Origin of the sequence: Kerstersia gyiorum, assembly GCF_048595715.1 — a bacterium.
In the GTDB taxonomy this organism is placed as follows: domain Bacteria; phylum Pseudomonadota; class Gammaproteobacteria; order Burkholderiales; family Burkholderiaceae_B; genus Kerstersia; species Kerstersia gyiorum.
The window spans coordinates 2,413,159-2,433,308 of sequence record NZ_CP169556.1; the positions used below are offsets into that span (position 1 = coordinate 2,413,159).

At 63.1% G+C, this 20,150-nt stretch carries 17 protein-coding genes; 6 read left to right on the plus strand and 11 right to left on the minus strand.

Features of this window, described 5'->3' with window-relative positions; all coding sequences use genetic code 11:
* The first annotated feature begins 282 nt into the window (after positions 1–282).
* Positions 283–1,356, plus strand: coding sequence for an L-glyceraldehyde 3-phosphate reductase (gene mgrA, locus ACEW7X_RS10635; RefSeq protein ID WP_068370547.1), 1,074 nt, complete (start codon positions 283–285; stop codon positions 1,354–1,356).
* Here the strand turns inward: mgrA and ACEW7X_RS10640 are convergent.
* From ACEW7X_RS10640 to ACEW7X_RS10660, 5 genes are all read right to left on the minus strand, one after another.
* Complete coding sequence (locus ACEW7X_RS10640; protein ID WP_068370546.1) at positions 1,325–1,804, minus strand: GNAT family N-acetyltransferase; 480 nt, start codon at positions 1,802–1,804, stop codon at positions 1,325–1,327. The two genes, mgrA and ACEW7X_RS10640, sit on opposite strands and share 32 nt — an antisense overlap.
* Positions 1,801–2,568: a GrpB family protein gene (locus ACEW7X_RS10645; protein ID WP_238591363.1), complete on the minus strand. Its 768-nt coding sequence runs from the start codon at positions 2,566–2,568 to the stop codon at positions 1,801–1,803. Before ACEW7X_RS10645 ends, ACEW7X_RS10640 begins: the two co-directional genes overlap by 4 nt.
* A 154-nt stretch (positions 2,569–2,722) precedes the next feature.
* A complete protein-coding gene (locus ACEW7X_RS10650; protein WP_264623026.1) occupies positions 2,723–2,854 on the minus strand; it encodes a hypothetical protein in 132 nt (43 codons plus the stop codon).
* Positions 2,855–2,947: 93 nt separating this feature from the next.
* Positions 2,948–4,585 carry an ABC-F family ATP-binding cassette domain-containing protein gene (locus tag ACEW7X_RS10655; protein ID WP_134838610.1) on the minus strand — a complete coding sequence of 546 codons (1,638 nt, stop codon included), beginning with the start codon at positions 4,583–4,585 and terminating at the stop codon, positions 2,948–2,950.
* Between the two features lie 182 nt (positions 4,586–4,767).
* A complete protein-coding gene (locus tag ACEW7X_RS10660; RefSeq protein WP_240733232.1) occupies positions 4,768–5,283 on the minus strand; it encodes a DUF2938 domain-containing protein in 516 nt (171 codons plus the stop codon).
* A gap of 123 nt (positions 5,284–5,406) precedes the next feature.
* Between ACEW7X_RS10660 and ACEW7X_RS10665 the strand changes: the two genes are divergently transcribed.
* A complete protein-coding gene (locus ACEW7X_RS10665; protein WP_130487361.1) occupies positions 5,407–5,829 on the plus strand; it encodes a helix-turn-helix domain-containing protein in 423 nt (140 codons plus the stop codon).
* Positions 5,830–6,055: 226 nt separating this feature from the next.
* Here the strand turns inward: ACEW7X_RS10665 and clpB are convergent, their stop codons facing one another.
* Positions 6,056–8,656: an ATP-dependent chaperone ClpB gene (clpB, locus tag ACEW7X_RS10670; RefSeq protein WP_068370540.1), complete on the minus strand. Its 2,601-nt coding sequence runs from the start codon at positions 8,654–8,656 to the stop codon at positions 6,056–6,058.
* Positions 8,657–8,921: 265 nt separating this feature from the next.
* Complete coding sequence (locus tag ACEW7X_RS10675; protein WP_068370539.1) at positions 8,922–9,332, minus strand: YbaN family protein; 411 nt, start codon at positions 9,330–9,332, stop codon at positions 8,922–8,924.
* A 243-nt stretch (positions 9,333–9,575) separates the two neighbouring features.
* On the opposite strand from ACEW7X_RS10675, the gene pdxA reads away from it, so the two are divergent.
* Positions 9,576–10,580, plus strand: coding sequence for a 4-hydroxythreonine-4-phosphate dehydrogenase PdxA (gene pdxA / locus ACEW7X_RS10680; RefSeq protein WP_068370990.1), 1,005 nt, complete (start codon positions 9,576–9,578; stop codon positions 10,578–10,580).
* 155 nt (positions 10,581–10,735) lie between these two features.
* Here the strand turns inward: pdxA and ACEW7X_RS10685 are convergent, their stop codons facing one another.
* Entirely contained in the window at positions 10,736–12,118 is a 1,383-nt protein-coding gene (locus ACEW7X_RS10685) for a replicative DNA helicase (RefSeq protein ID WP_068374865.1), read from the minus strand.
* Between the two features lie 418 nt (positions 12,119–12,536).
* Here ACEW7X_RS10685 and ACEW7X_RS10690 point away from each other — a divergent pair, with 418 nt between their 5' ends.
* On the plus strand, positions 12,537–13,676 hold the full coding sequence (locus ACEW7X_RS10690) for a hypothetical protein (protein ID WP_068374807.1): 1,140 nt from the start codon (positions 12,537–12,539) through the stop codon (positions 13,674–13,676).
* A gap of 28 nt (positions 13,677–13,704) precedes the next feature.
* Here ACEW7X_RS10690 and ACEW7X_RS10695 read toward each other — a convergent pair whose 3' ends face one another.
* Complete coding sequence (locus ACEW7X_RS10695) at positions 13,705–14,247, minus strand: MarR family winged helix-turn-helix transcriptional regulator (protein ID WP_068374806.1); 543 nt, start codon at positions 14,245–14,247, stop codon at positions 13,705–13,707.
* Between the two features lie 62 nt (positions 14,248–14,309).
* Here ACEW7X_RS10695 and ACEW7X_RS10700 point away from each other — a divergent pair, with 62 nt between their 5' ends.
* Positions 14,310–15,182, plus strand: coding sequence for an EamA family transporter (locus ACEW7X_RS10700; protein ID WP_068374800.1), 873 nt, complete (start codon positions 14,310–14,312; stop codon positions 15,180–15,182).
* A gap of 397 nt (positions 15,183–15,579) precedes the next feature.
* On the opposite strand, the gene metE is transcribed toward ACEW7X_RS10700, so the two are convergent.
* Positions 15,580–17,877, minus strand: coding sequence for a 5-methyltetrahydropteroyltriglutamate--homocysteine S-methyltransferase (metE, locus tag ACEW7X_RS10705; protein WP_134838612.1), 2,298 nt, complete (start codon positions 17,875–17,877; stop codon positions 15,580–15,582).
* Between the two features lie 411 nt (positions 17,878–18,288).
* Between metE and ACEW7X_RS10710 the strand changes: the two genes are divergently transcribed.
* Complete coding sequence (locus ACEW7X_RS10710) at positions 18,289–19,203, plus strand: LysR family transcriptional regulator (RefSeq protein ID WP_068374763.1); 915 nt, start codon at positions 18,289–18,291, stop codon at positions 19,201–19,203.
* A 78-nt stretch (positions 19,204–19,281) separates the two neighbouring features.
* Here ACEW7X_RS10710 and recX read toward each other — a convergent pair whose 3' ends face one another.
* Positions 19,282–20,148: a recombination regulator RecX gene (recX, locus tag ACEW7X_RS10715; RefSeq protein ID WP_240733233.1), complete on the minus strand. Its 867-nt coding sequence runs from the start codon at positions 20,146–20,148 to the stop codon at positions 19,282–19,284.
* Positions 20,149–20,150 lie beyond the last annotated feature (2 nt).

Sequence of the window (20,150 nt, forward strand, 5' to 3'; positions counted from 1 at the left end):
CAAGGTTATGGGGGCCGCCCCATTTTTTGAATAATCACTTCGCAATATGCTAATACTCAGGACGGCATGGCAACTGCGCCTGCACCCTGCCGTGCCGGCCCGAGCCAGGCTTCATAACCAGCGCACACTTGCTCATGACTTGTTAGTCCATCGCGCCCCGATCCTGCACTCCTAAAATGATTTCCACCCATGCCCGGGCCTGTTGGCCGGCGTCCGACGAGGTGCCGCCTGCCCGGCAGGCGCATCTCCCACCTGCATTCCCTAGAACACCTATTCCTGTCCATGACCAGCCGCGAAGTCAGATTCCTGAACACCGTCCCAGACATCCACCGCCCGTGGCAAGCGGCCCCCGACCGCTACAGCCACCACGCCTACCGTCGCGTCGGCAACAGCGGCCTGCTGCTGCCGCCAATTTCGCTCGGCCTATGGTGGAACTTCGGCGACGAGCATCCCTTTTCCCGGCAGCGCGACATTCTCACGCATGCCTTTGATCGCGGCATTACCCACTTCGACCTGGCGAACAATTACGGCCCGCCACATGGCTCGGCAGAAGAAAACTTCGGCCGCCTGCTACGCAATGAGTTCCGGCCCTACCGTAGCGAACTGGTGGTCTCCACCAAGGCAGGCTGGCCGCACTGGCCCGGCCCCTATGGCAATTTCGGCTCGCGCAAGTACCTGATCAACAGTCTGGACGAATCCCTGCGCCGCCTCAGCACCGACTACGTAGACATTTTCTACTCCCACCGTGTCGACCCCGATACCCCCATCGAAGAAACCATAGGCGCGCTCGATACCATCGTGCGCCAGGGCAAGGCGCTCTATGTAGGCATTTCGTCTTATTCTGCCGAACGCACGCAGCGCGCCGTGGAAGTCGCTCGCAGCCTGGGAACGCCGCTGGTCATCCACCAGCCGGCCTATTCGCTGTTGAACCGCTGGGTAGAAGATGGCCTGCTCGATACCCTGGAGCAAACCGGCCTGGGCCTGATCGCCTTTACCCCCCTGGCTCAGGGCCTGCTGACCGACCGTTTCCTGCAAGACCGCAACGCCGCACACGCCTCCAAGCGTTTTTCCTTCGATGCGTCCCATCTGTCGGAAGACAATCTGCGCCGGCTGCGCGACCTGGCCGCCATCGCCCGCGAACGTGGCCAGACCCTGGCGCAGCTTGCCATCGCCTGGCTGTTGCGCAACCACCGGGTTTCCTCAGTGCTGGTCGGAGCGTCCTCCACCGCGCAACTGGATGAAAACCTGGCTGCGCTTGCCAACACTGCCTTCAGTACCGAGGAACTGCAAGCGATCGACCAGGCGGTGCAAGGCGACAGCGGCATCAACCTGTGGGCGCAATCGTCCGATCTGTAGGCATTGCGCTGCGCATCCGGACAACCTCGAACGGCAGGCCCTCGCCATCTTCGGCCTGCCGGCCGTATTCCAGAAAACCCAGCCGCTGGTAGAAAGCCAGCGCCCCGGGATTGCTGGCATAGACTTCCAGTTGCAGGCTGCCCTTGAGTGCCAGGGCATGCGCCACCAGCGCCCGCCCTACCCCTAGCCCCTGTTCAGCGGGATCGACAAACAACCCGCCAATGAAATCGTCCAGCAAACCGATGAAACCCAGCGGGCGGCCATCCCGGCAGGCGACCCAGGTTTCTGCGGCAGCCAGGTAGGTTTCCTCTATCAACTGCCGTTGCCGGTTCAGGCAATCGACGCCCAGGAACGCATGGGCCTGCGACGACGCCGCGAACCAGATTGCAGATAAGCGCGCCTGATCTTCCGGGCGATAGGCGCGAATCGCCCATGGCGCATTCTTCATTCTGCATCCACCTGCGTGCCCTGCCCGCTGTGCGACTCGCGTGCCGCCTGGAGCCAGCCCAGCGACGCAAAAATCTTTGCGTAAACATCCCGCACGACGGATTCCTTGCGCTGATTGTACGCAGGCACGTTATCCGCCCCGACCTTGGCCGTGTCCTTGGCCTGCGCATAGCGCTGGCGATCCTGGGGATGTTCGCGCAGCCAGTCCCGAAACATCAGGTGACGGATATGCTCCGGGCAATCCGGGCCGAACACATGCAGGTTCACCTCAGGGGAATCATGCCGCAACATGCGATGCCCGTACCAGGAGCGCTCTCGGACCGTCAGTGTGTAACCCAGGGCCTCCAGCTGCGGCACATAACCCTCCTCCCGCTCCGGGTCTGCGACGATGACATCGACATCTATCACCGGCTTGGCCCGCAAGCCCGGCACCGCGGTGGAGCCCACATGTTCGATGGCCAGCGCCGCCGCGCCCAAAGCCTCGGCAATATCGCCACGCACCGCCAGGAACCGCGCCGGCCAGGCCGTGTCGTAATCGGTGACCTGCACCGGCAAGGTCCGTGGCTTGCCATGTACCCACGGATTTTCACCAGGATCCCCGGCTGCGAAGGTCATCAACGCAGCCGGGCTCACCCGACCGTCGCCAGGCACAGCCACGGCCCCTCCAGCCGCCTGGCCGACGCCCGGAGCAACGTCCGGTTTGCGGCCGCTTGCCCCATACTCATCATTCATCGTCATCATTTCGCTCCATGACTTCAGTGTCATCAGTGAAGAACTCCGGCCCGAGGGCCGGAGCTTCTCCGCCACCATACGGGGGCGCCTGCGGCGCCGTATGGATAATGCCTCGCTTGACCTCGGCCTGAAGGCCGAGGCTTGCGCTTAGGCCCGTGGTCAGTGGCATCACTTCAGCGCCATCCATTCAGCGCCATCCATTCAGCGCCATCCATTCAGCCTCATCAATCAACCCGTGCCATCGTTCTAGTTCATCGTTCAACGCCCTCCGCCCGCCGGATCCATCAATGCCGCCACCAGCTGCGTCGATCAGTTCCATTCCCAAGCTCTCCCATGGCTTATCGCCCGCGCTATGCAAGGGCCACAGGAAGACGCCATGATCGCGCTCCCCGCCCTATGCCCCTCCTGCCAGCTACCACGCTTGCAGGTGCCAACCTTGCCCGGTTGCCAGCAAACGGTCGGTCAGCCCTAGCTGGTCCAGAAAAGCCTCGTCATGGGACACCACCACCAAGGCCCCGGCATAGGCCTGCAACAGGCTTTCCAGCGCCTGAATCGACGGCAGATCCAGGTGGTTATTCGGTTCGTCCAGCAACAACAGCTGGGGTGGCACGTCGGCATACATCACCCGGGCCAACGCTGCCTTCAAGCGTTCTCCGCCACTGAGCCTGCCGCTGGGCCGGATCACCACCTGAGCATCCAGGCCCAGGTGCGCCAGGCGCATGCGCAATTCTCCCTCGGGCAGGCTACGGTTGAGTTCACGCATTTGCGCCAGCACGGAACGCTCTGGCGCCAGGTCTGCCAGCCCCTGGTCCAGATAGACCACCGGCACCGACACCTGGCAACGACCGGCCACTGGCGCCAGCAGGCCCGCCAATACCTTGAGCAAGGTAGACTTGCCGCAGCCGTTCGGACCGACCACGCCTATCCGCTGTTGCCCTGCCACCAGCAGGCTCAGCCTGCCTGCCGCTCCCTGCACATAAGGCAAGACAACCTCTTCCAGCGTGGCGACGCAACGGGGCGCATGCGGTGCGCCAACAGGCGCATGCATCACGATCTCGGCTTCCTCGGCAACCTGCCGGGCAGCTTCGATCACCCGCCGTGCCGCAAGCTCGCTGGCCTCGGCCTGCCAGCGGCGCAACTTGCCAGCCGAACCTTGGCTGCGCTCTTTCTGCCGATCCAACAGGATCTTGGCCTGATTCGCTTCACGTTCCTGGCGGTTTCCACGTGCTTGCCGCTTTTCCTGGCGTTCGCGTTGCTCACGCAGCATCTGCTCGTCTCGCTGACGCTCCAGCTTGCGCTGTTCCAGGCGCTCGATCGCATTCTCCCGCTCCCGCGCCTTGCATTGCGCATAGAAGGTGTAATTGCCACCGTAGCTGCGCAAGCCCAATGAAGACAGCTCCACGATCCGGTCCATGGTGTCGAGCAAACGGCGGTCATGGCTGACCACGAGCAATCCACGCGGCCAACGCTGCAACTGCTCGAACAAAACCTGCCGGGTATGGCCATCCAAATGGTTTGTCGGTTCGTCGAGCACCAGGAAATCCGCTTCCGACAGCATGGCGCCGATCAAGGCCAGCCGCATGGCTTCTCCGCCACTGAGCCGGCTGACAGCGACGGTCTCGTCGAGGTAGCCCAACCCGCTGCGGGCCAGTTCATCGTGCAGCCGCTGGCGGATATCCCAGGCGTCGCCCAAAATCTCGAAATCTGCAGTTGCGCTACTGCCGGCCTCGATGCGCGCCAGTGCGTCCAGCCTGGCTTGCACGCCTGTCAGGCCGGCTACCGTGGCCTCAGGAGCCGGTAGCAGTTGCTGGGCCAGGTAATGCACCTTGCCAGACATCACGCAGCGTCCCGCACTGGGCTGCAGTTGTCCGGACAATAGACGCGCCAGCACGGATTTACCGATGCCATTGCGCCCGACCAGGCCGGTGGCACGCCTGTCGAAATGTTCGCTAAGACCGGAAAAAAGCGTCCTGCCATCAGGCAAGACATAAGACACGCCTTCCAGCGCGAGATAGGGACCCGTATAGGAATGGGTACAAGGACTCGTCATGGTCACTCCAGAAATGCCAGGAACTCCCCCTGCTCATAGGGGTAGGTGGAGACTGGCCGTCACAGGGACGGCGGCATTAATGGCGCATGACGAATACCTCAATGGTGAAACCCGGAATGGGTCATATAGACAAAGTATAGCTTTACGTTCCAACGCAATAAAGTTCCTGCCACAAGCGAGAATCATGTCTGCACCCATGCCAGAATCTGCGCCGAGGCATACAGCCCGGTGCCGAACACTGCATGCGTGAGCAGGCTGCGGCAGCGATTTTTCCAGGGGGTTGCCGTGCGCGATGATGCGATCCCCGCCCCCATGGCGGGCTGCAGGACCAGAAAAGGCGCCGCGACAGTCACCAGCCCCCACCACAAGGCCGGCAGCCATTCCGGTTGCTGCAACCACGCAGGGCCAGCCATCGCAACCAGGAGCGTGGCAAACACCACGCCGATGGCGTAATGAAGCAACCATCCCAGACTGCGCTCGCCAGTCAGCGGCTGCCATTGCCGTACATCTGCCTGCCGTCCTGCATGCGACACCCCATATCGGCAAAGATAGCCCGCCCATCGCCCCAGCAGCGCATAATCCAGCGTCGGCGCACCCAGCCGTTTTTGCAGCAGCGTCCATACATCCATCACCAAGGTGGCACCTATGCCGGTCACCATGCTGGCCCAGGCCACCTCCAGCGGAGTCAAGCTTGCCATGCCCGGCTCCCGATCAAGAAACGATTCATGTCGGACATGGTAAAAGTCGAAGTCAACTTCAAGTCAAGCCTGCACGGACATCCGCCTGGCCGCCAGGAATCCGTCACCTCAGGAGCCAACTCAATGGACATATCGGAAGTCTCCCGGCAGACAGGCCTGCCCGCCTCCACGATCCGCTTCTATGCCAACCGGGGCCTGATCACCGCCATCAGTGCAGCCGGCCAGCGCCGCCGCTTTGCACCGGCTGTGCTTGACCAACTGGCCTTCATCGCGCTGGGACAGGCGGGCGGTCTTGCGCTGGACGAAATATCCGCCATGCTCACCCCCGACGGCGCCCTTGCCGTCGACCGCCAGCTGCTTGCCGCCAGGGCCGATGACATAGATGCCACCATCAAACGCCTGCACGCTGTCAGCCTGGGCCTGCGGCACGCCGCCGAATGCCCTGCGGCCTCGCACATGCAATGCCCGACCTTCCAACGCCTGCTGAAAATTGCCGCACGGCGGGAAAAAAAGAACGCCACGCCAGCGCCAGCCTATAACTCCTAGCAAACAGCAAACAGCAAACAGCCATCATTCGCCGCCCCTGGGCATGCTGCGGCAGCGGCCGCTGGGACGGCGAGGAACCGGGGGGCCAAGAAATCATGATGTTCCCCCATAGGCAAGCCGGGGCCACGCAAAAAAACGGCCTGCCGCAATGGCAGGCCGGGGCGTACATCCACGTGGAGGTCAACGCCAACTGACGGCAGCGTGGCCTCCTTTCTGGCTCATACGCTTATTGCAGGGTGCGTTCGAAGACGAACTTGCCTTCGCGCCAATCGACCGGCACCACATCCCCCGGACCGAATTTGCCCTCCAGGATGAGGCGAGCCACCGGATTCTCGATTTCCTGCTGGATCGCGCGCTTGAGCGGCCGGGCACCGAAGACCGGATCGAAGCCTGCCCTGGCGATTTCCGCCAGCGCGGTATCCGTCACGTCCAGGTGCATGTCCTGCTGCTGCAGGCGCTTGTCCAGGCGTTGCAACTGGATAGACGCAATTTCCTGGATGTGCTTGCTGTCCAGGCCATGGAATACCACGACCTCGTCGATCCGGTTCAGGAACTCAGGACGGAAGGACTGTTTGAGCTCTTCCCACACCGCGCTCTTGACGGTTTCATAGGGCTCGCCTGCCAGCAACTGGATCTGGTGCGACCCGAGGTTGGACGTCATGACGATCACCGTATTGCGGAAGTCCACCGTGCGGCCTTGACCATCGGTCAAGCGGCCATCATCGAGCACTTGCAGCAGCACGTTGAATACGTCCGGGTGCGCCTTCTCGACTTCGTCGAGCAGCACAACACTGTAGGGCTTGCGGCGCACGGCTTCGGTCAGGTAACCCCCTTCCTCGTAGCCCACATATCCGGGAGGTGCACCGATCAGACGAGCCACCGAGTGCTTCTCCATGAATTCACTCATGTCGATGCGAATCAAGTGCTCATCGGAATCGAACAGGAAGTCTGCCAGCGTCCGGGTGAGTTCGGTCTTGCCCACGCCCGTCGGGCCCAGGAACAGGAAGGAACCGTAGGGGCGCGACGGATCTGCCAGGCCGGCACGCGAACGGCGAATCGCATCGGCCACCAGGCTCACGGCTTCGTCCTGGCCGATCACGCGGCGGTGCAGGTAATCCTCCATGTTGAGCAGCTTGGCACGCTCGCCCTGCATCATCTTGGAGACGGGAATCCCCGTGGCACGCGACACCACTTCCGCGATTTCCTCCGCCCCGACCTGGGTACGCAACAGGCGCGGCTTGCCGCTGTCAGCCGCTTCCGCAGACTCTTCCGTACGTTCGGCCGCCTTCAGGCGCGCTTCCAGTTCAGGCAGCTTGCCGTATTGCAGTTCCGCCAGTTTGTCGAACTGGCCCTTGCGCTGCAGTTCCGCCATTTCGGCGCGCACCTTGTCGATCTCTTCCTTGATGGACTGCGTGCCTTGCACGGCCGCTTTTTCCGCCTTCCAGATTTCCTCATAGTCGTTGTACTCGCGCTGCAGCTTATCGAGTTCTTCCTCGATGGCCTGCAGGCGGCGCAGCGATGCATCGTCGGTTTCCTTCTTTACCGCTTCGCGCTCGATCTTGAGCTGGATGATGCGCCGGTCCAGCTTGTCCATGACCTCCGGCTTGGAGTCGATTTCCATGCGGATGCGCGCCGCAGCCTCGTCGATCAGGTCAATGGCCTTGTCCGGCAGGAAGCGGTCGGTAATATAGCGATTCGACAGCTCTGCCGCTGCGACGATGGCCGGGTCGGTAATCTCGACGCCGTGGTGCAGTTCATAACGCTCTTGCAGGCCGCGCAGAATGGCAATGGTCGATTCCACGTCGGGTTCATCAACCAACACCTTCTGGAAGCGGCGCTCCAGCGCGGCATCCTTTTCGATGTACTTGCGGTATTCGTCCAGCGTGGTCGCGCCTATGCAATGCAGTTCGCCACGCGACAGCGCGGGCTTGAGCATGTTGCCGGCATCCATGGCGCCTTCTGCCTTGCCGGCGCCGACCATGGTATGAATTTCGTCGATGAAGACGATGCTGCGGCCTTCATCCTGGGACAGTTCCTTCAGGACGGCCTTCAGGCGCTCCTCGAATTCGCCACGGAACTTCGCGCCGGCCAGCAAGGCGGCCAGGTCCAGCGACAGCACGCGCTTGCCGCGCAGGCTTTCCGGCACTTCGCCGTTGACGATGCGCTGCGCCAGGCCTTCGACGATGGCAGTCTTGCCAACGCCGGGCTCACCAATCAGTACCGGGTTGTTCTTGGTGCGGCGCTGCAGGATCTGGATGGCGCGGCGGATTTCGTCGTCGCGGCCGATGACCGGGTCCAGCTTGCCCTGGCGAGCGCGCTCGGTCAGGTCCTGGGTGTATTTGCCCAGCGCTTCGCGCTGGCCTTCGGCATCCTGGTCGTTCACGGCCTCACCGCCGCGCACGGCGTCGATTGCACTTTCCAGCGCCTTGCGCTGCAGGCCAGCTTCGGCCAGCGCGCGGCCCGCCGGGCCCTTGTCGTCGGTCAGCGCCAGCAGGAACAGTTCACCGGCGATATAGGCGTCGCCACGCTTGCCCGCTTCCTTGTCGGTGCGAGCGAGCACAGCCTGCAGATCACGGCCGATCTGCACATTGCCATCGCCGCCCTGCACCTGGGGCAAGGCCTTGATGGCGGAATCCAGCGCAGGCGCCAGGCGGTTTACCGCCACCCCGGCACGCGCCAGCAAGGCGGCCGCACCACTGTCCTGGTCAGCCAGCATGGCGGCCAGGACATGTGCGGGTTCGATATAAGGGTTGTCATTGCGTACTGCCAGGCTCTGAGCATCGGCCAGTGCCTGCTGAAACTTCGTGGTGAGCTTGTCGAATCGCATAATCTACCTTGAGCAGAAATCAGGGGGGCCATCTGGCCCGATACGCTAAAGATGCGGGCAACATCGCAGATTTTCAAGACTTGTCCACAGGCTTTCGTTGCGCTGGCGCAAGAAAAGCAGGTGCAGCAGCACAAGCATACTCAGAATGGATGAAATTAACAGCGTCCGGGCGTGCTGCAATGAGCACGCTTGACCAGAAACCGGGCCGCCCTGGCACTGCTGATCGACGCATCGCTTGCGGCCGCGCCGCCATGCCGCAACGGACTCAGGCGCTGGGCCGCGTCAGGATATAGGCCGCCGAGGCCAGCATGAATGCGCCCACGCCCAGTGCCAGCCACAACCCCGGCTTGGCTGACAGAAAGAAAATGGCGTAGCCGGCCGCAATGCCGCTGCACGCATAGGCCTTGGCTCGCGGCGCGATCGCGCCACGGGCCTGCCAGTTGCGCAATACCGGGCCGAAGGAAGGATGATTCAGCAGCCAGCTTTCCCAGCGCGGTGACGAACGCGCAAAGCACCAGGCGGCACCGATCAGGAAAACGGTGGTGGGCATCACCGGCAGCAACGCCCCGATGATCCCCAGGCCGACCAGCGCCAGCCCCAGTACGAAATATCCCCAGCGCACCACCCGATTGCGGGTCGGAACGTTCACGGGCTGAGCCTGTTCCTCAGGCTTCATGCCGTCCTCCCGGACAGGCCGGCCAGCACTCGTGGCGCCGCAGGGGCGGCAGGCAGCAAAGTAGCGGGGCGAGGAAAGCGGGGCATACGAACCGGAAGAAAGACAGGCTGAGGCGGCCGGAAGCACAGGCAAGGCCTTGTACAGACGGCCTCTGGTCTGAATTGTGCAACAGCGCCTGCCAAAATGCCAGGCAAAATCCAGCCGGATCGCTGCAGCGCCCCGCTGCAGCGCGATAATGGCGGCATGTCGAACATCCTCTCGCGCCCATTGGGCATCACCCTGGGCGATGCCGCCGGCATCGGCCCGGAACTCGTGCTGAAACTCCATGCCACGGGGCTGCCCTACCCTGCCATCGTCTATGGCGACGCCGGCGCCCTGGCGCGCGCTCGTGCATACAGTGGCGCAGCAGCCGCAAGCCTGGAGATACAGGAAATAGACCACCCCCGTGACGCCTGTTTCCGTCCCGGCCTCGTTCCCGTCATCTCGCGCGCCACTCCGCTGCCTGCCGGGCTGCCGCTGGGCCGGGTCAGCGCACTGGCAGGACTATCGGCCTACGAAGCCATTTGCCATGCCATCGACGATACCCTGGCCGGGCATCTGCATGCAGTCGTAACGGCTCCCATCCATAAGGAAGCACTGCAGGCGGCAGGTGTCGACTTTCCTGGTCACACGGAGATCCTGGCAACGCGCTGCGCCACCGATGACTATGCCATGGTGCTGGTCAACGACTGCCTGCGCGTACTGCTGGCCACCATTCATATCGCCCTGTCGGAGGTTCCGGCGCGCATCACGCCGGAAGGCCAGCGGCGCTCACTGGCGCTGGCGCACCGAGTCTGCCGCCAGCTGGGCGTGGCGCATCCGCGCATCGCCGTCGCGGGCCTGAATCCGCACGCCGGTGAAGGCGGGAAATTCGGCCTGGAAGACCGGGACATCATCGCACCCGCCGTCGCCTGGGCCAGGGCGCAGGGCTATGATGCCAGCGGCCCCTGGCCAGGAGATACAGTATTCATGCGTGCCCGGCAAGGGGAATTCGATATCGTGGTGGCTCAGTACCACGACCAGGGCCTGATCCCGGTCAAGTACCTGGGACTGGACCAGGGCGTGAACATCACCGCCGGCCTGCCTATCGTACGCACCAGCGTGGACCACGGCACGGCTTTCGACATCGCCGGCAAAGGCATTGCCGACGAAGCCTCGCTGCGCGTCGCCTGTGACATGGCGGCAGCCATGTCACCCGAAGCCAGGTAAGCGGCCCGGCGAAAAAAAAGACCCCCACGCTGCGCCTTCGGCTTGCTGCCCCCCAAGGGGGCATTTTTGTCTTGGGGCGGCCCGGCGACAAAAAAACGCCAGCCCGGGCGAGGCTGGCGTGCCACCTTCCCGGCGCAAGCGCCCGGGCAGGGAAATCAATATCCCGAATCAATCATGGCATTGCCCTGGGTGTAATTCAGGAAGCGGGTGCTGGAGCCCTGGAAGGTCAGGCGTACGGTACCGATGGGGCCGTTACGCTGCTTGCCGATGATGATTTCTGCTGTGCCCTTGTCCGGGGAATCCGGGTTGTAAACCTCATCACGGTAGATGAACAGGATCACGTCGGCGTCCTGCTCGATAGCACCGGATTCGCGCAAGTCACTCATCACCGGACGCTTGTTGGGGCGCTGTTCCAGGCTGCGGTTCAGCTGCGACAGCGCGATCAGCGGGCAATTCAGCTCCTTGGCCAGCCCCTTGAGCGAACGGCTGATTTCGGAAATTTCGGTTGCCCGGTTTTCACCGGCGGAACTGGCTGACATCAGCTGAATATAGTCGATGATGATCAGGCCCAGCTGCCCGCACTGGCGCGCCAGGCGTCGCGCGCGAGCACGCAGTTCGATGGCCGTCAATGCCGGGGTTTCGTCGATGTAGACCTGGGCTTCCTGCATGGTCTTCACCGCATGGGTCACACGCGGCCAATCCTCGGCCAGCAACTTGCCGGTACGCATGCGGTGCTGGTCCAGCAGCCCCACCGAACCCAGCATACGCATGGCCAGCTGCACTGCGCCCATTTCCATGGAGAACACGGCAACCGGCAGGCCTTCGTTGATGGCCACATGCTCGCCGATGTTCATCGAGAACGAAGTTTTGCCCATGGAGGGACGACCCGCCACGATGACCAGGTCACCCGGCTGCAAGCCGGAAGTCATCTTGTCCAGATCGGCAAAGCCCGTCGGCACACCCGTCACGTCGGACGTACTGTCACGGTGATACAGCTCGTCGATACGTTCGACCACCTGTTGCAGCAGCGGCTGGATTTCCTGGAAACCAGCGGCGCCACGCGCGCCTTCCTGGGCGATCTGGAACACTTTGGCTTCGGCTTCGTCCAGCAACTGGCGCGCATCCTTGCCTTGCGGATTGAAGGCTGCCGCAGCGATGTCGTCGGCCACCGTTACCAGTTTGCGCAGCATGGCGCGCTCGCGCACGATTTCCGCATAACGGCGGATATTGGCCGCCGACGGCGTGTTGTGCGCCAGGGCATTCAAATAGGCCAGCCCGCCCGCTTCCTCGCTCTTGCCGGAACTGGCCAGAGACTCGTTGACGGTAATGACATCCGCCGGCCGCGCCAGGTTGATGAGCCTGACGATATGCAGCCAGATCAGACGGTGATCATGGCGGTAGAAATCTTCTTCATTCAGAACATCGGCAATGCGATCCCATGCACCATTATCCAGCAGCAGGCCACCGAGCACCGATTGTTCGGCTTCGATGGAATGCGGCGGCACACGCAGGTAATCCAATTGAGATTCGGCAGGCAAGGCACTCACGGCGCGCAGTACTCCATAAACAGCCAGTCAGACAGGCATACGCCCGCCGTCCGGCAAGCAGCAGACGGCGGAAACTACGTATACAAAGCCGATATTGTCGCACTAAACCCGCCGGCGACGATTGCATCCTCCTGGAACGCCTGGACACCCGCCCGCAGGCCGCCCTCAGGCCGCATGACAGCGAGGCATTGAGGCTGCGAAGGCTGCGGCACCGCAGCGCAGCACCCGCGAAAAAACCCGCCTGACACGCCAGGGCTAGGAAAATACCTAATCCGGGGAACCCTTTCCAAAAAAGACATACAAATGATTATCATTGTTGCGTCAAGCAGGACGCAGCCTCTATGCCACTGATGGCCGGGGCTGCCTTCGCCGGATCCTCGTTGCCCCATACCAACTACAGAAGCCCGCCATGTCCAGCTCAGGCCCTCCCAGCCAACCGCCATCCTGTCGCCCGGTATCAGACGACTCCCTCCACCGCGACCATACCGTCCTGAGCGTCAACGAAACCCTGGCCTATGGCATGAGCAAACACCTGCTGAGCCAGGCCGCCAGGCAGCAGCAGTCCAGCCTTAACCGATACGCCCGCCCGGAACGCGGCAGGAAACGCATCTCGTCCTTCAAGCAACTGACGCGCTGGGCACGCAGCATGATTGCTCCCGGCCTGCTGATCTACAGCGAAACCCATATCCCTGAAAAAACGGGCTTCCGCAAAGGCTATTACCGGCAGATGCACTGGATGGCCAGCGAACTCGACGGCCGCGTCCACTTGCAGCTGGAAGTCCTGACCATCCCTGCCCGCACGCACCAGTTGCATGTCCATATTCTGGTGCGCCTCAGCCAACATGCGCAAATGCGGCTCTATCACCGCCTGGGCACCATCGACCACCAGACCGTGCTGGCGGAACTGGGCAACCTGATTTCCCACTTGCATGGCCTGCTCACGCTCTACCAGCATTCGCCCATGCAGCGCGACTGGATGATCACCACGCCGCGCGGCGTATTCGTCCTGGCACGCGACGTCCACCAGCCCGGCCTGCTGGTGATCAAGACCTGGATCAGCAACCACAGGCTGTACGAAGGCTCGCCCTTGCAACGCGCGGTCAGGCAGGCGCAGGCCGAAGGCGAAGGGCTGATCATCAACCATCCGCCCTTCTACCCTATTCTTTCGCAGGCCCGCCTGCAGGCCAACCTGCCCACCCGGCTGCCCCTGTACCAGCTTTTCAACCAGATACTGCAAAACCAATATCCGCCGCAGGCTCCCATGCCGGAAGCCATGAAATTCAGGGCAAGCCTGAATGCGGCCGAGACCGGCACGGAGACGCCGCTGGCGCCCTGCGAACCCCGCAAGCTGCTGGCGCCCCCCATCGCGGCGCCGCTGCCAGCCGGCCACCCGCCCCGGAAGATCCTCACCAGCGGCCGGCCGGACCTCGGGCTGGATGCCGACTTCCTCAGCAAGTATGCCCGCCTGGCCCAGCTCCGGCCCTCGGACATCTCCCGGCGAGCGACACCGGCAATCTACGAGCACTCGTCCTTGCGGCCGCCACGCTGAACAATGGCGGACCCTGTGGTTGAACTGCCTAAGCCATGCCCGGGCCAGCCTCGCCCTGTCCACCTTCCAGGGCAAGCAGCAGCCTGGCCAGGTTCTCGTCGAGATCAACCAGGACTTCCTCGGGAAGCACCGACAATATCCGCCGTTCGTGCTCGACGAAAACATCCACGGCACGATTGATCAGCGCCACGCCAGGCGGGGTCAGTTGTACCAACATGCTGCGAGCGTCCTCGGCATTGGGCAAGCGCTCAATGAAACCCCGGGCCTCCAGGCGTTTGAGCCTGTGGGTCATCGTGCCGGAAGTCACCATCAGGGAAGAAAACAACTCGGTCGGGCTTAGCCGATAGGGATGGCCGGCGCGCCGCAAGGTTGCCAGCATGTCGAATTCCCATAGCACCAGCCCGAACTCGGCCAGTGCGGCCTCCAGCGGTGGCTCCAGTAGCGCCGCGCAGCGCTTGATGCGTCCAATCGGCCCCATGGGCCATGCATCCAGCTCCGGACGTTCCCGTCGCCATTGCGCAAGAATGGCATCCACCGAGTCTGCAGGCCTGCGAGTATTGGTATCGTCCATTTATCTTGACTTCAAGTTAATTGATGTACACAATCATTTTATCTTGAACTGAAGATAAAATCATGCACATCTCTCCTGCCTCCAGTCAGTGGCGCGATATCCTGCTGACTGCATTGGGCCCCACGATCTGGGGTTCGACCTATATCGTGACGTCTGAAATCCTGCCGCCGGGCCTGCCCTTCACCGCCGCGCTCATCCGCGTACTGCCCGCCGGCATCCTGTTGCTGCTGCTCACACGCTGCCTGCCGGCACGCCAGGATTGGTGGCGCCTCATCGTGCTGAGCGCGCTGAACATCGGCGTATTCCAGGCCTTCCTGTTCGTTGCGGCCTATCGTCTGCCCGGCGGCCTGGCTGCCGTGCTGGGCGCCATCCAGCCTTTGCTGATCATGCTGCTGAGCTGGTCCATTGACGGCCGCGCGCCTTTGCGCAGCACCCTCTGGGCGGCCATTGCCGGCGTGCTGGGCATGGCCATCCTGTTGCTATCGCCACAGACCGTCTTCGAGCCCGTCGGCATTACTGCCGCGCTACTGGGCGCCGCCGCCATGGCCACCGGCGTCTGGCTGACCCACCGCTGGAAACTGCAACTGCCGGTGCTGGCGTTGACCGGCTGGCAACTGCTGATCGGCGGCCTGATGCTGGCCCCTGTCGTCTGGCTATTCGAACCGCCACTGCCTGCGCTGACACTAACGCAATGGTCGGCCTATGCCTATCTCTGCCTGGCGGGCGCAATGCTGGCCTACGCCCTCTGGTTCCGCGGCGTCGCCCGGCTGCCTACCGTGGCCGTGGCATCCCTGGGCCTGCTCAGCCCCCTGACCGCCGTGGTGCTGGGGTGGGTCTTGCTCTCGCAATCCGTGACCGGCCCGGCCCTCTTGGGCCTGGTCATCGTCCTGGCCAGCATCTTTGCCGTCCAATGGACTGCCACCCGCCCACGCTGACACTTCTCCTGACCCGGCAGGCTACGCCTGCGTCTGTGTCAAATACAGGCAAACCGAGACTGCGGCTTTGCCCTCCCTTTCGCAAACACCCCCCAGGATTTTCCTGTGGGGGTCAGGCCCCAGGCTTTACGGACGAGCGATCACCGCCACAGCAGTCAAAGCGTGCAAGGTGTCGTCAGAGCACGCTGTTCAAGACGGGATGGAATTTCACCGGCGAAAAATCTGTCCGACGCCAATCACGCCGATGCCGTGTTGTTGGAGCCGGTGGACCAGCCTCTGGTATGCCAAGGCAACATCGCAACGGCCGGCGCTGGCCTGGCTGCGCTCTATCTGGTGGGCTGGATGGTCGAAAGCCTGAAGCACCCGGCAGCAGCTCGCGCTGCCGCCGGGTCCAGGCTCAGGCTGCCTTGCGCAGTTCGCGCGCAGCTTCCACCATGGCTTCCAATGCCGCCTTGGTTTCCGGCCAAGCGCGCGTCTTCAGGCCGCAGTCCGGGTTCACCCACAGGCGTTCCTTGGGCAGGCGGGCCGCTGCCTTGTTCATCAGTTCCACCATCCATTGCACTTCAGGTACGTTGGGTGAATGGATGTCGTAGACGCCAGGACCGATGTCATTGGGATACTGGAAGGTTTCAAAGGCTTCCAGCAGCTCCATGTTCGAGCGCGAGGTTTCGATGGTAATGACATCGGCATCCATGGCGGCGATGGAGTCGATGATGTCATTGAACTCCGAATAGCACATATGGGTATGGATCTGCGTGTCATCACCCACCCCGGCCACCGACAGGCGGAAGCTGTCCACGGCCCAGTTCAGGTAGGCGGCCCAGTCGGCGCGGCGCAGGGGCAGACCTTCGCGTATGGCCGGTTCGTCGATCTGGATGACACGGATGCCAGCCTGTTCCAGGTCCACGACTTCGTCGCGCAGCGCCAGCGCCAGCTGGCGGCAGGTGTCTTCGCGAGGCTGGTCATCACGCACGAAGGACCATTGCAGGATGGTCACCGGCCCTGTCAGCATGCCCTTGACGGGGCGATCGGTCAGGGACTGGGCGTAGGACGACCAACCAACGGTCATCGGCGCCAGACGGGCAACATCACCGAAGATAATGGGCGGCTTGACGCAGCGGGAACCATAGCTCTGCACCCAGCCATTGCGGGTGAAGGCGAAACCGGCCAGCAATTCGCCGAAGTATTCCACCATGTCGTTGCGCTCGGGCTCGCCATGCACCAGCACGTCCAGGCCAATTTCTTCCTGGAAACGAACCACTTCTTCGATTTCCTTGCGGATGGCGGCTTCATAGGCAGCATCGGTCAGCACGCCAGCTTTCCAGTCGCGCCGCAGCGCGCGGATTTCTGCGGTTTGCGGGAAGGAACCGATCGTCGTTGTCGGGTAGGCCGGCAGCTTGAGCAATGCCTGCTGCGCAGCGATACGTTCGTCGAACGGCGCACGCTCACGCGATACCTCGGCCACTGCAGCCAGGCGGCTCTCCACGGCGAGGTTGTGAATGCGGCGCGAGCTGCGGCGGGCTTCCAGCGCTTGACGCTGGGCGTCCAGCGCCGCCTGCGTGGCAGCATCGGCATTGCCGCCCACCGCTGCGGCCAGCCACTTCAGTTCGTCGAGCTTCTGCACGGCAAAGGACAGCCAGCTCTTCAGTTCTCCATCCAGCTCGGTTTCATGGACCAGGTCGACGGGCACATGCAGCAGCGAGCACGAAGGCGCCAGCCACAGGCGCTCGCCCAGGCGTTCCCTGGCAGGCGCCAGCAGCGCCGCCGCCGCATCCAGATCGGTACGCCAGATATTGCGGCCGTTGATCACACCTGCCGACAGAATCTTGTCCTTGCCCAGCGCCTCCAATACCGCGCCCAGTTGTTCCGGCGCACGCACCAGATCGACATGCAGGCCGGCCACCGGCAGCGCGGCCGCCGTGGCGAGGTTGTCCTGCAATCCGCCGAAATAGGTAGCCAGCAAGACCTTGGGGCCGACATGACCCAGGCGGGCGTAAACCGCCACGAAGGCATCGCGCCAGGCCTGGGGCAGGTCCAGCACCAGGATGGGCTCGTCAATCTGCACCCACTCCACGCCTTGCGTGGCCAGGCGCGCCAGGACATCGGCATACACCGGCAGCAGCGACTGCAACAGTGCCAGCTTGCCTTCATCACCAGCGCCGCCGGCAAAGGCATCGCCCTTGCCCAGCCACAGCCAGGTCAGCGGGCCCGGAATCACCGGCTTGGCTTGATAGCCCAGCGCCTGTGCTTCAGCAACCTGCGCGAACAGGTAGTCGCGGGCAATGCGGAACGTCTGGCCCGGCGTCAGTTCAGGCACGATGTAGTGATAGTTGGTATCGAACCACTTGGTCATTTCGCAGGCGGCGGCGGGCGTGCCGCTCGGCGCGCGGCCCCGGCCCATGCGGAACAGGGTATCCAGATCGACATCGGCGCCGGACGGATGGCCGAAGCGCGCAGGCACTGCGCCCAGCAGCGTGGTCCACTCCAGGATATGGTCGTACCAGGCGAAATCCCCCACCGGCACCTGCGAGACGCCTGCATCGGCCTGCACGCGCCAATGCGCGGCGCGCAGTTGCGCCCCCGTGGCCGCCAGCGCTGCCTGATCCTGCTTGCCCGCCCAATAGGCTTCCACTGCACGTTTGAGTTCCCGTTGAGCACCGATGCGGGGGAAACCCAAATTATGAATTTTCGTCATATATAAATATCCCTGTGCAAATAATTTTCAAGACAAGAACATTTTGCTAGGGATTACCGCAATGACAAAATCAAATATCGCATGCATAAAATGAGTTAAACTCATACTACGCCTCAAACATGAGCGGATCTCATGACAATGCGCCCTTGCCTCAAACTTGGCGCATCGGGGTTCATTTTTCCCCGGCTCCACCCCATATTCTCATTACCAGAAATTATCAAAAGACAGCAGCGACGGCGTTTTCCACCCCCACTGGAATGCCAGTAGGCCCCAAGCCCCGACCAAGATCAACCTGCCCCGGACGTAACGATAGGCGCCGGTCTGGCCGCCAGGCAGGCGACCTGGGAAACGTCTCTTAGGCCCCCCCTTAGACCGGTTTGTGCCTGCCATCGCCCCTGCCCCTGACACACCATGATAGAAATCCGACACCTGGAAACCCTGTGCGCCATCCGCGATGGCGGCAGTCTGCTGGAAGCCGCCGAACGCCTGCACGTCACGCAATCCGCGCTATCGCACCAACTGCGCGAACTGGAAAGCCGGCTCGACGTATCGTTGCTGAACCGTCGCACCCGCCCTGCCCGCCTGACAACAGCCGGCCTGCGCCTGCTGGCCCTGGCCGATGACATTCTGCCCAAGGTGCGTACCGCAGAACGGGAACTGACCAGGCTGGCGGCAGGGCGCACTGGCAGGCTGCACCTGGCCATCGAATGCCATTCCTGCTTCCAGTGGTTGATGCCCGCCATGGACGAATTCCGCGCCAAGTGGCCGGAAGTCGCGCTGGACCTGTCAGCCGCATTTTCCTTTGCACCGCTGCCCGCCCTGCTGCGCGGCGATCTGGACCTAGTCGTGACCTCCGACCCGCAAGCGCTGGATGCCATTTCCTATGTGCCGCTGTTTCGCTACGAGGTGGTGCTGGCCGTATCGCAAAGCAGCCCGCTGGCGGAACTTGACTATATAGAAGCCTCGCACCTGTCCGACCAGACCCTGATCACCTATCCGGTGGAACGCCAGCGTCTGGATGTATTCACCGCCTTCCTTGACCCGCAGGACATCGAACCGGCAGCTATCCGCAAGGCCGAGCTGACCCCCATCATCGCCCAACTGGTGGCCAGCAACCGGGGCGTGGCGGCATTGCCCAACTGGGCGCTCACGGAATATCTCAACCAGGGATGGCTGCACATCGCCAAGCTGGGCCGCCAAGGCGTCTGGTGCACGCTCTATGCCGCCATGCGCACCGAAGACGAGCAGGCGCCCTACATGCAGGAATTCCTGAAAATCGCCCGGACCGTCTGCTTCAAGACGCTGTCGGGCATACACGAAGCATGAACTTGCGCGGGCAGCGGCGCCCCCCAGCAGTTGCCATGACGACTGCCCTGTCTGTGTGCCGGGCACTCGCCTGAAGCATCAATCCAGCAGGAAATCCTCAAGGCCCTCAGGCCCCGAATGGCCACGCAAAGCGGCCTTGAGCACCTTGCCCACCACATTGCCGCCAAAGCCCCGGGCAGCCAGGAAACGTGCCTGACGTGCATACTCCTGGGGCGTGTCGGGCAGGGCCTTGCCTTCGAAACGCTTGCGCCATACCTGGACGGCGCGCTCCAGTTCGGTCGCACGCAGGTCTTCGGACAAGGTTTCCAGCAATTCGTCGGCAACCCCCTGGCGGCGCAAGTCGCCGATGATGCGGCGCTCGCCCTGGCGGGCGCTGCGCTGGTTCAGCATGCTGCGCGCATAACGTTCATCCGACAGCCAGCCTTCCCTTTGCAGGTCATCCAGCAAGGCGGTCAGGGTTTCAGGGTCTGGCGCATGCGGCGCCAGCCGGCCGCTCAATTCCTTGCGACTATATTCCCGCCGTGACAGCAGGCCAACCGCCCTGGCCTTGAGTGTCGGTCCGCGCCGTTCGGCGGGCGCCTGTTCAGGGTCGGACGACAGGTAGCCGCCGGCACGGCGCTGACACCCCGGGCCGGAGCGGGCAGATGCCGAACGGCTGGTCCTGGACAATGGCGGCGCGAAGCCGTCATCCATACCAGATGCTTCAGATGCATCCCCTGCACCGGTGGTGCCGACGGCGCCATCAGCCGCATCGGAGGAGCCCCAGGTGCTTGCGCCAGCGCCGGATTCGAACTCGAAATCCTCGTCCTCATCCGGCGGCACGTAGGCATCGCCGAGCGTGGCCCGTGCGGGCTTGCGTGCCGTCGCGGACGTATCGTCAAACGGACGTTGCCCTGGCGGCCTCCCGCCCAGGCGGTTGCCGCCCTTGCGCCAGTCCGAACTCACGG

Bases quoted from the DNA above. Each gene is read 5' to 3' on its own strand.
- pdxA (WP_068370990.1), top strand. From the start codon at position 9,576: ATGTCGAACATCCTCTCGCGCCCATTGGGCATCACCCTGGGCGATGCC.
- ACEW7X_RS10700 (WP_068374800.1), top strand. From the start codon at position 14,310: ATGCACATCTCTCCTGCCTCCAGTCAGTGGCGCGATATCCTGCTGACT.
- ACEW7X_RS10640 (WP_068370546.1), bottom strand. From the start codon at position 1,804: ATGAAGAATGCGCCATGGGCGATTCGCGCCTATCGCCCGGAAGATCAG.
- ACEW7X_RS10675 (WP_068370539.1), bottom strand. From the start codon at position 9,332: ATGAAGCCTGAGGAACAGGCTCAGCCCGTGAACGTTCCGACCCGCAAT.
- clpB (WP_068370540.1), bottom strand. From the start codon at position 8,656: ATGCGATTCGACAAGCTCACCACGAAGTTTCAGCAGGCACTGGCCGAT.
- ACEW7X_RS10660 (WP_240733232.1), bottom strand. From the start codon at position 5,283: ATGGCAAGCTTGACTCCGCTGGAGGTGGCCTGGGCCAGCATGGTGACC.
- metE (WP_134838612.1), bottom strand. From the start codon at position 17,877: ATGACGAAAATTCATAATTTGGGTTTCCCCCGCATCGGTGCTCAACGG.
- ACEW7X_RS10650 (WP_264623026.1), bottom strand. From the start codon at position 2,854: ATGGAACTGATCGACGCAGCTGGTGGCGGCATTGATGGATCCGGCGGG.
- ACEW7X_RS10695 (WP_068374806.1), bottom strand. From the start codon at position 14,247: ATGGACGATACCAATACTCGCAGGCCTGCAGACTCGGTGGATGCCATT.
- ACEW7X_RS10665 (WP_130487361.1), top strand. From the start codon at position 5,407: ATGGACATATCGGAAGTCTCCCGGCAGACAGGCCTGCCCGCCTCCACG.
- ACEW7X_RS10710 (WP_068374763.1), top strand. From the start codon at position 18,289: ATGATAGAAATCCGACACCTGGAAACCCTGTGCGCCATCCGCGATGGC.
- ACEW7X_RS10690 (WP_068374807.1), top strand. From the start codon at position 12,537: ATGTCCAGCTCAGGCCCTCCCAGCCAACCGCCATCCTGTCGCCCGGTA.
- ACEW7X_RS10655 (WP_134838610.1), bottom strand. From the start codon at position 4,585: ATGACGAGTCCTTGTACCCATTCCTATACGGGTCCCTATCTCGCGCTG.
- mgrA (WP_068370547.1), top strand. From the start codon at position 283: ATGACCAGCCGCGAAGTCAGATTCCTGAACACCGTCCCAGACATCCAC.
- ACEW7X_RS10645 (WP_238591363.1), bottom strand. From the start codon at position 2,568: ATGACACTGAAGTCATGGAGCGAAATGATGACGATGAATGATGAGTAT.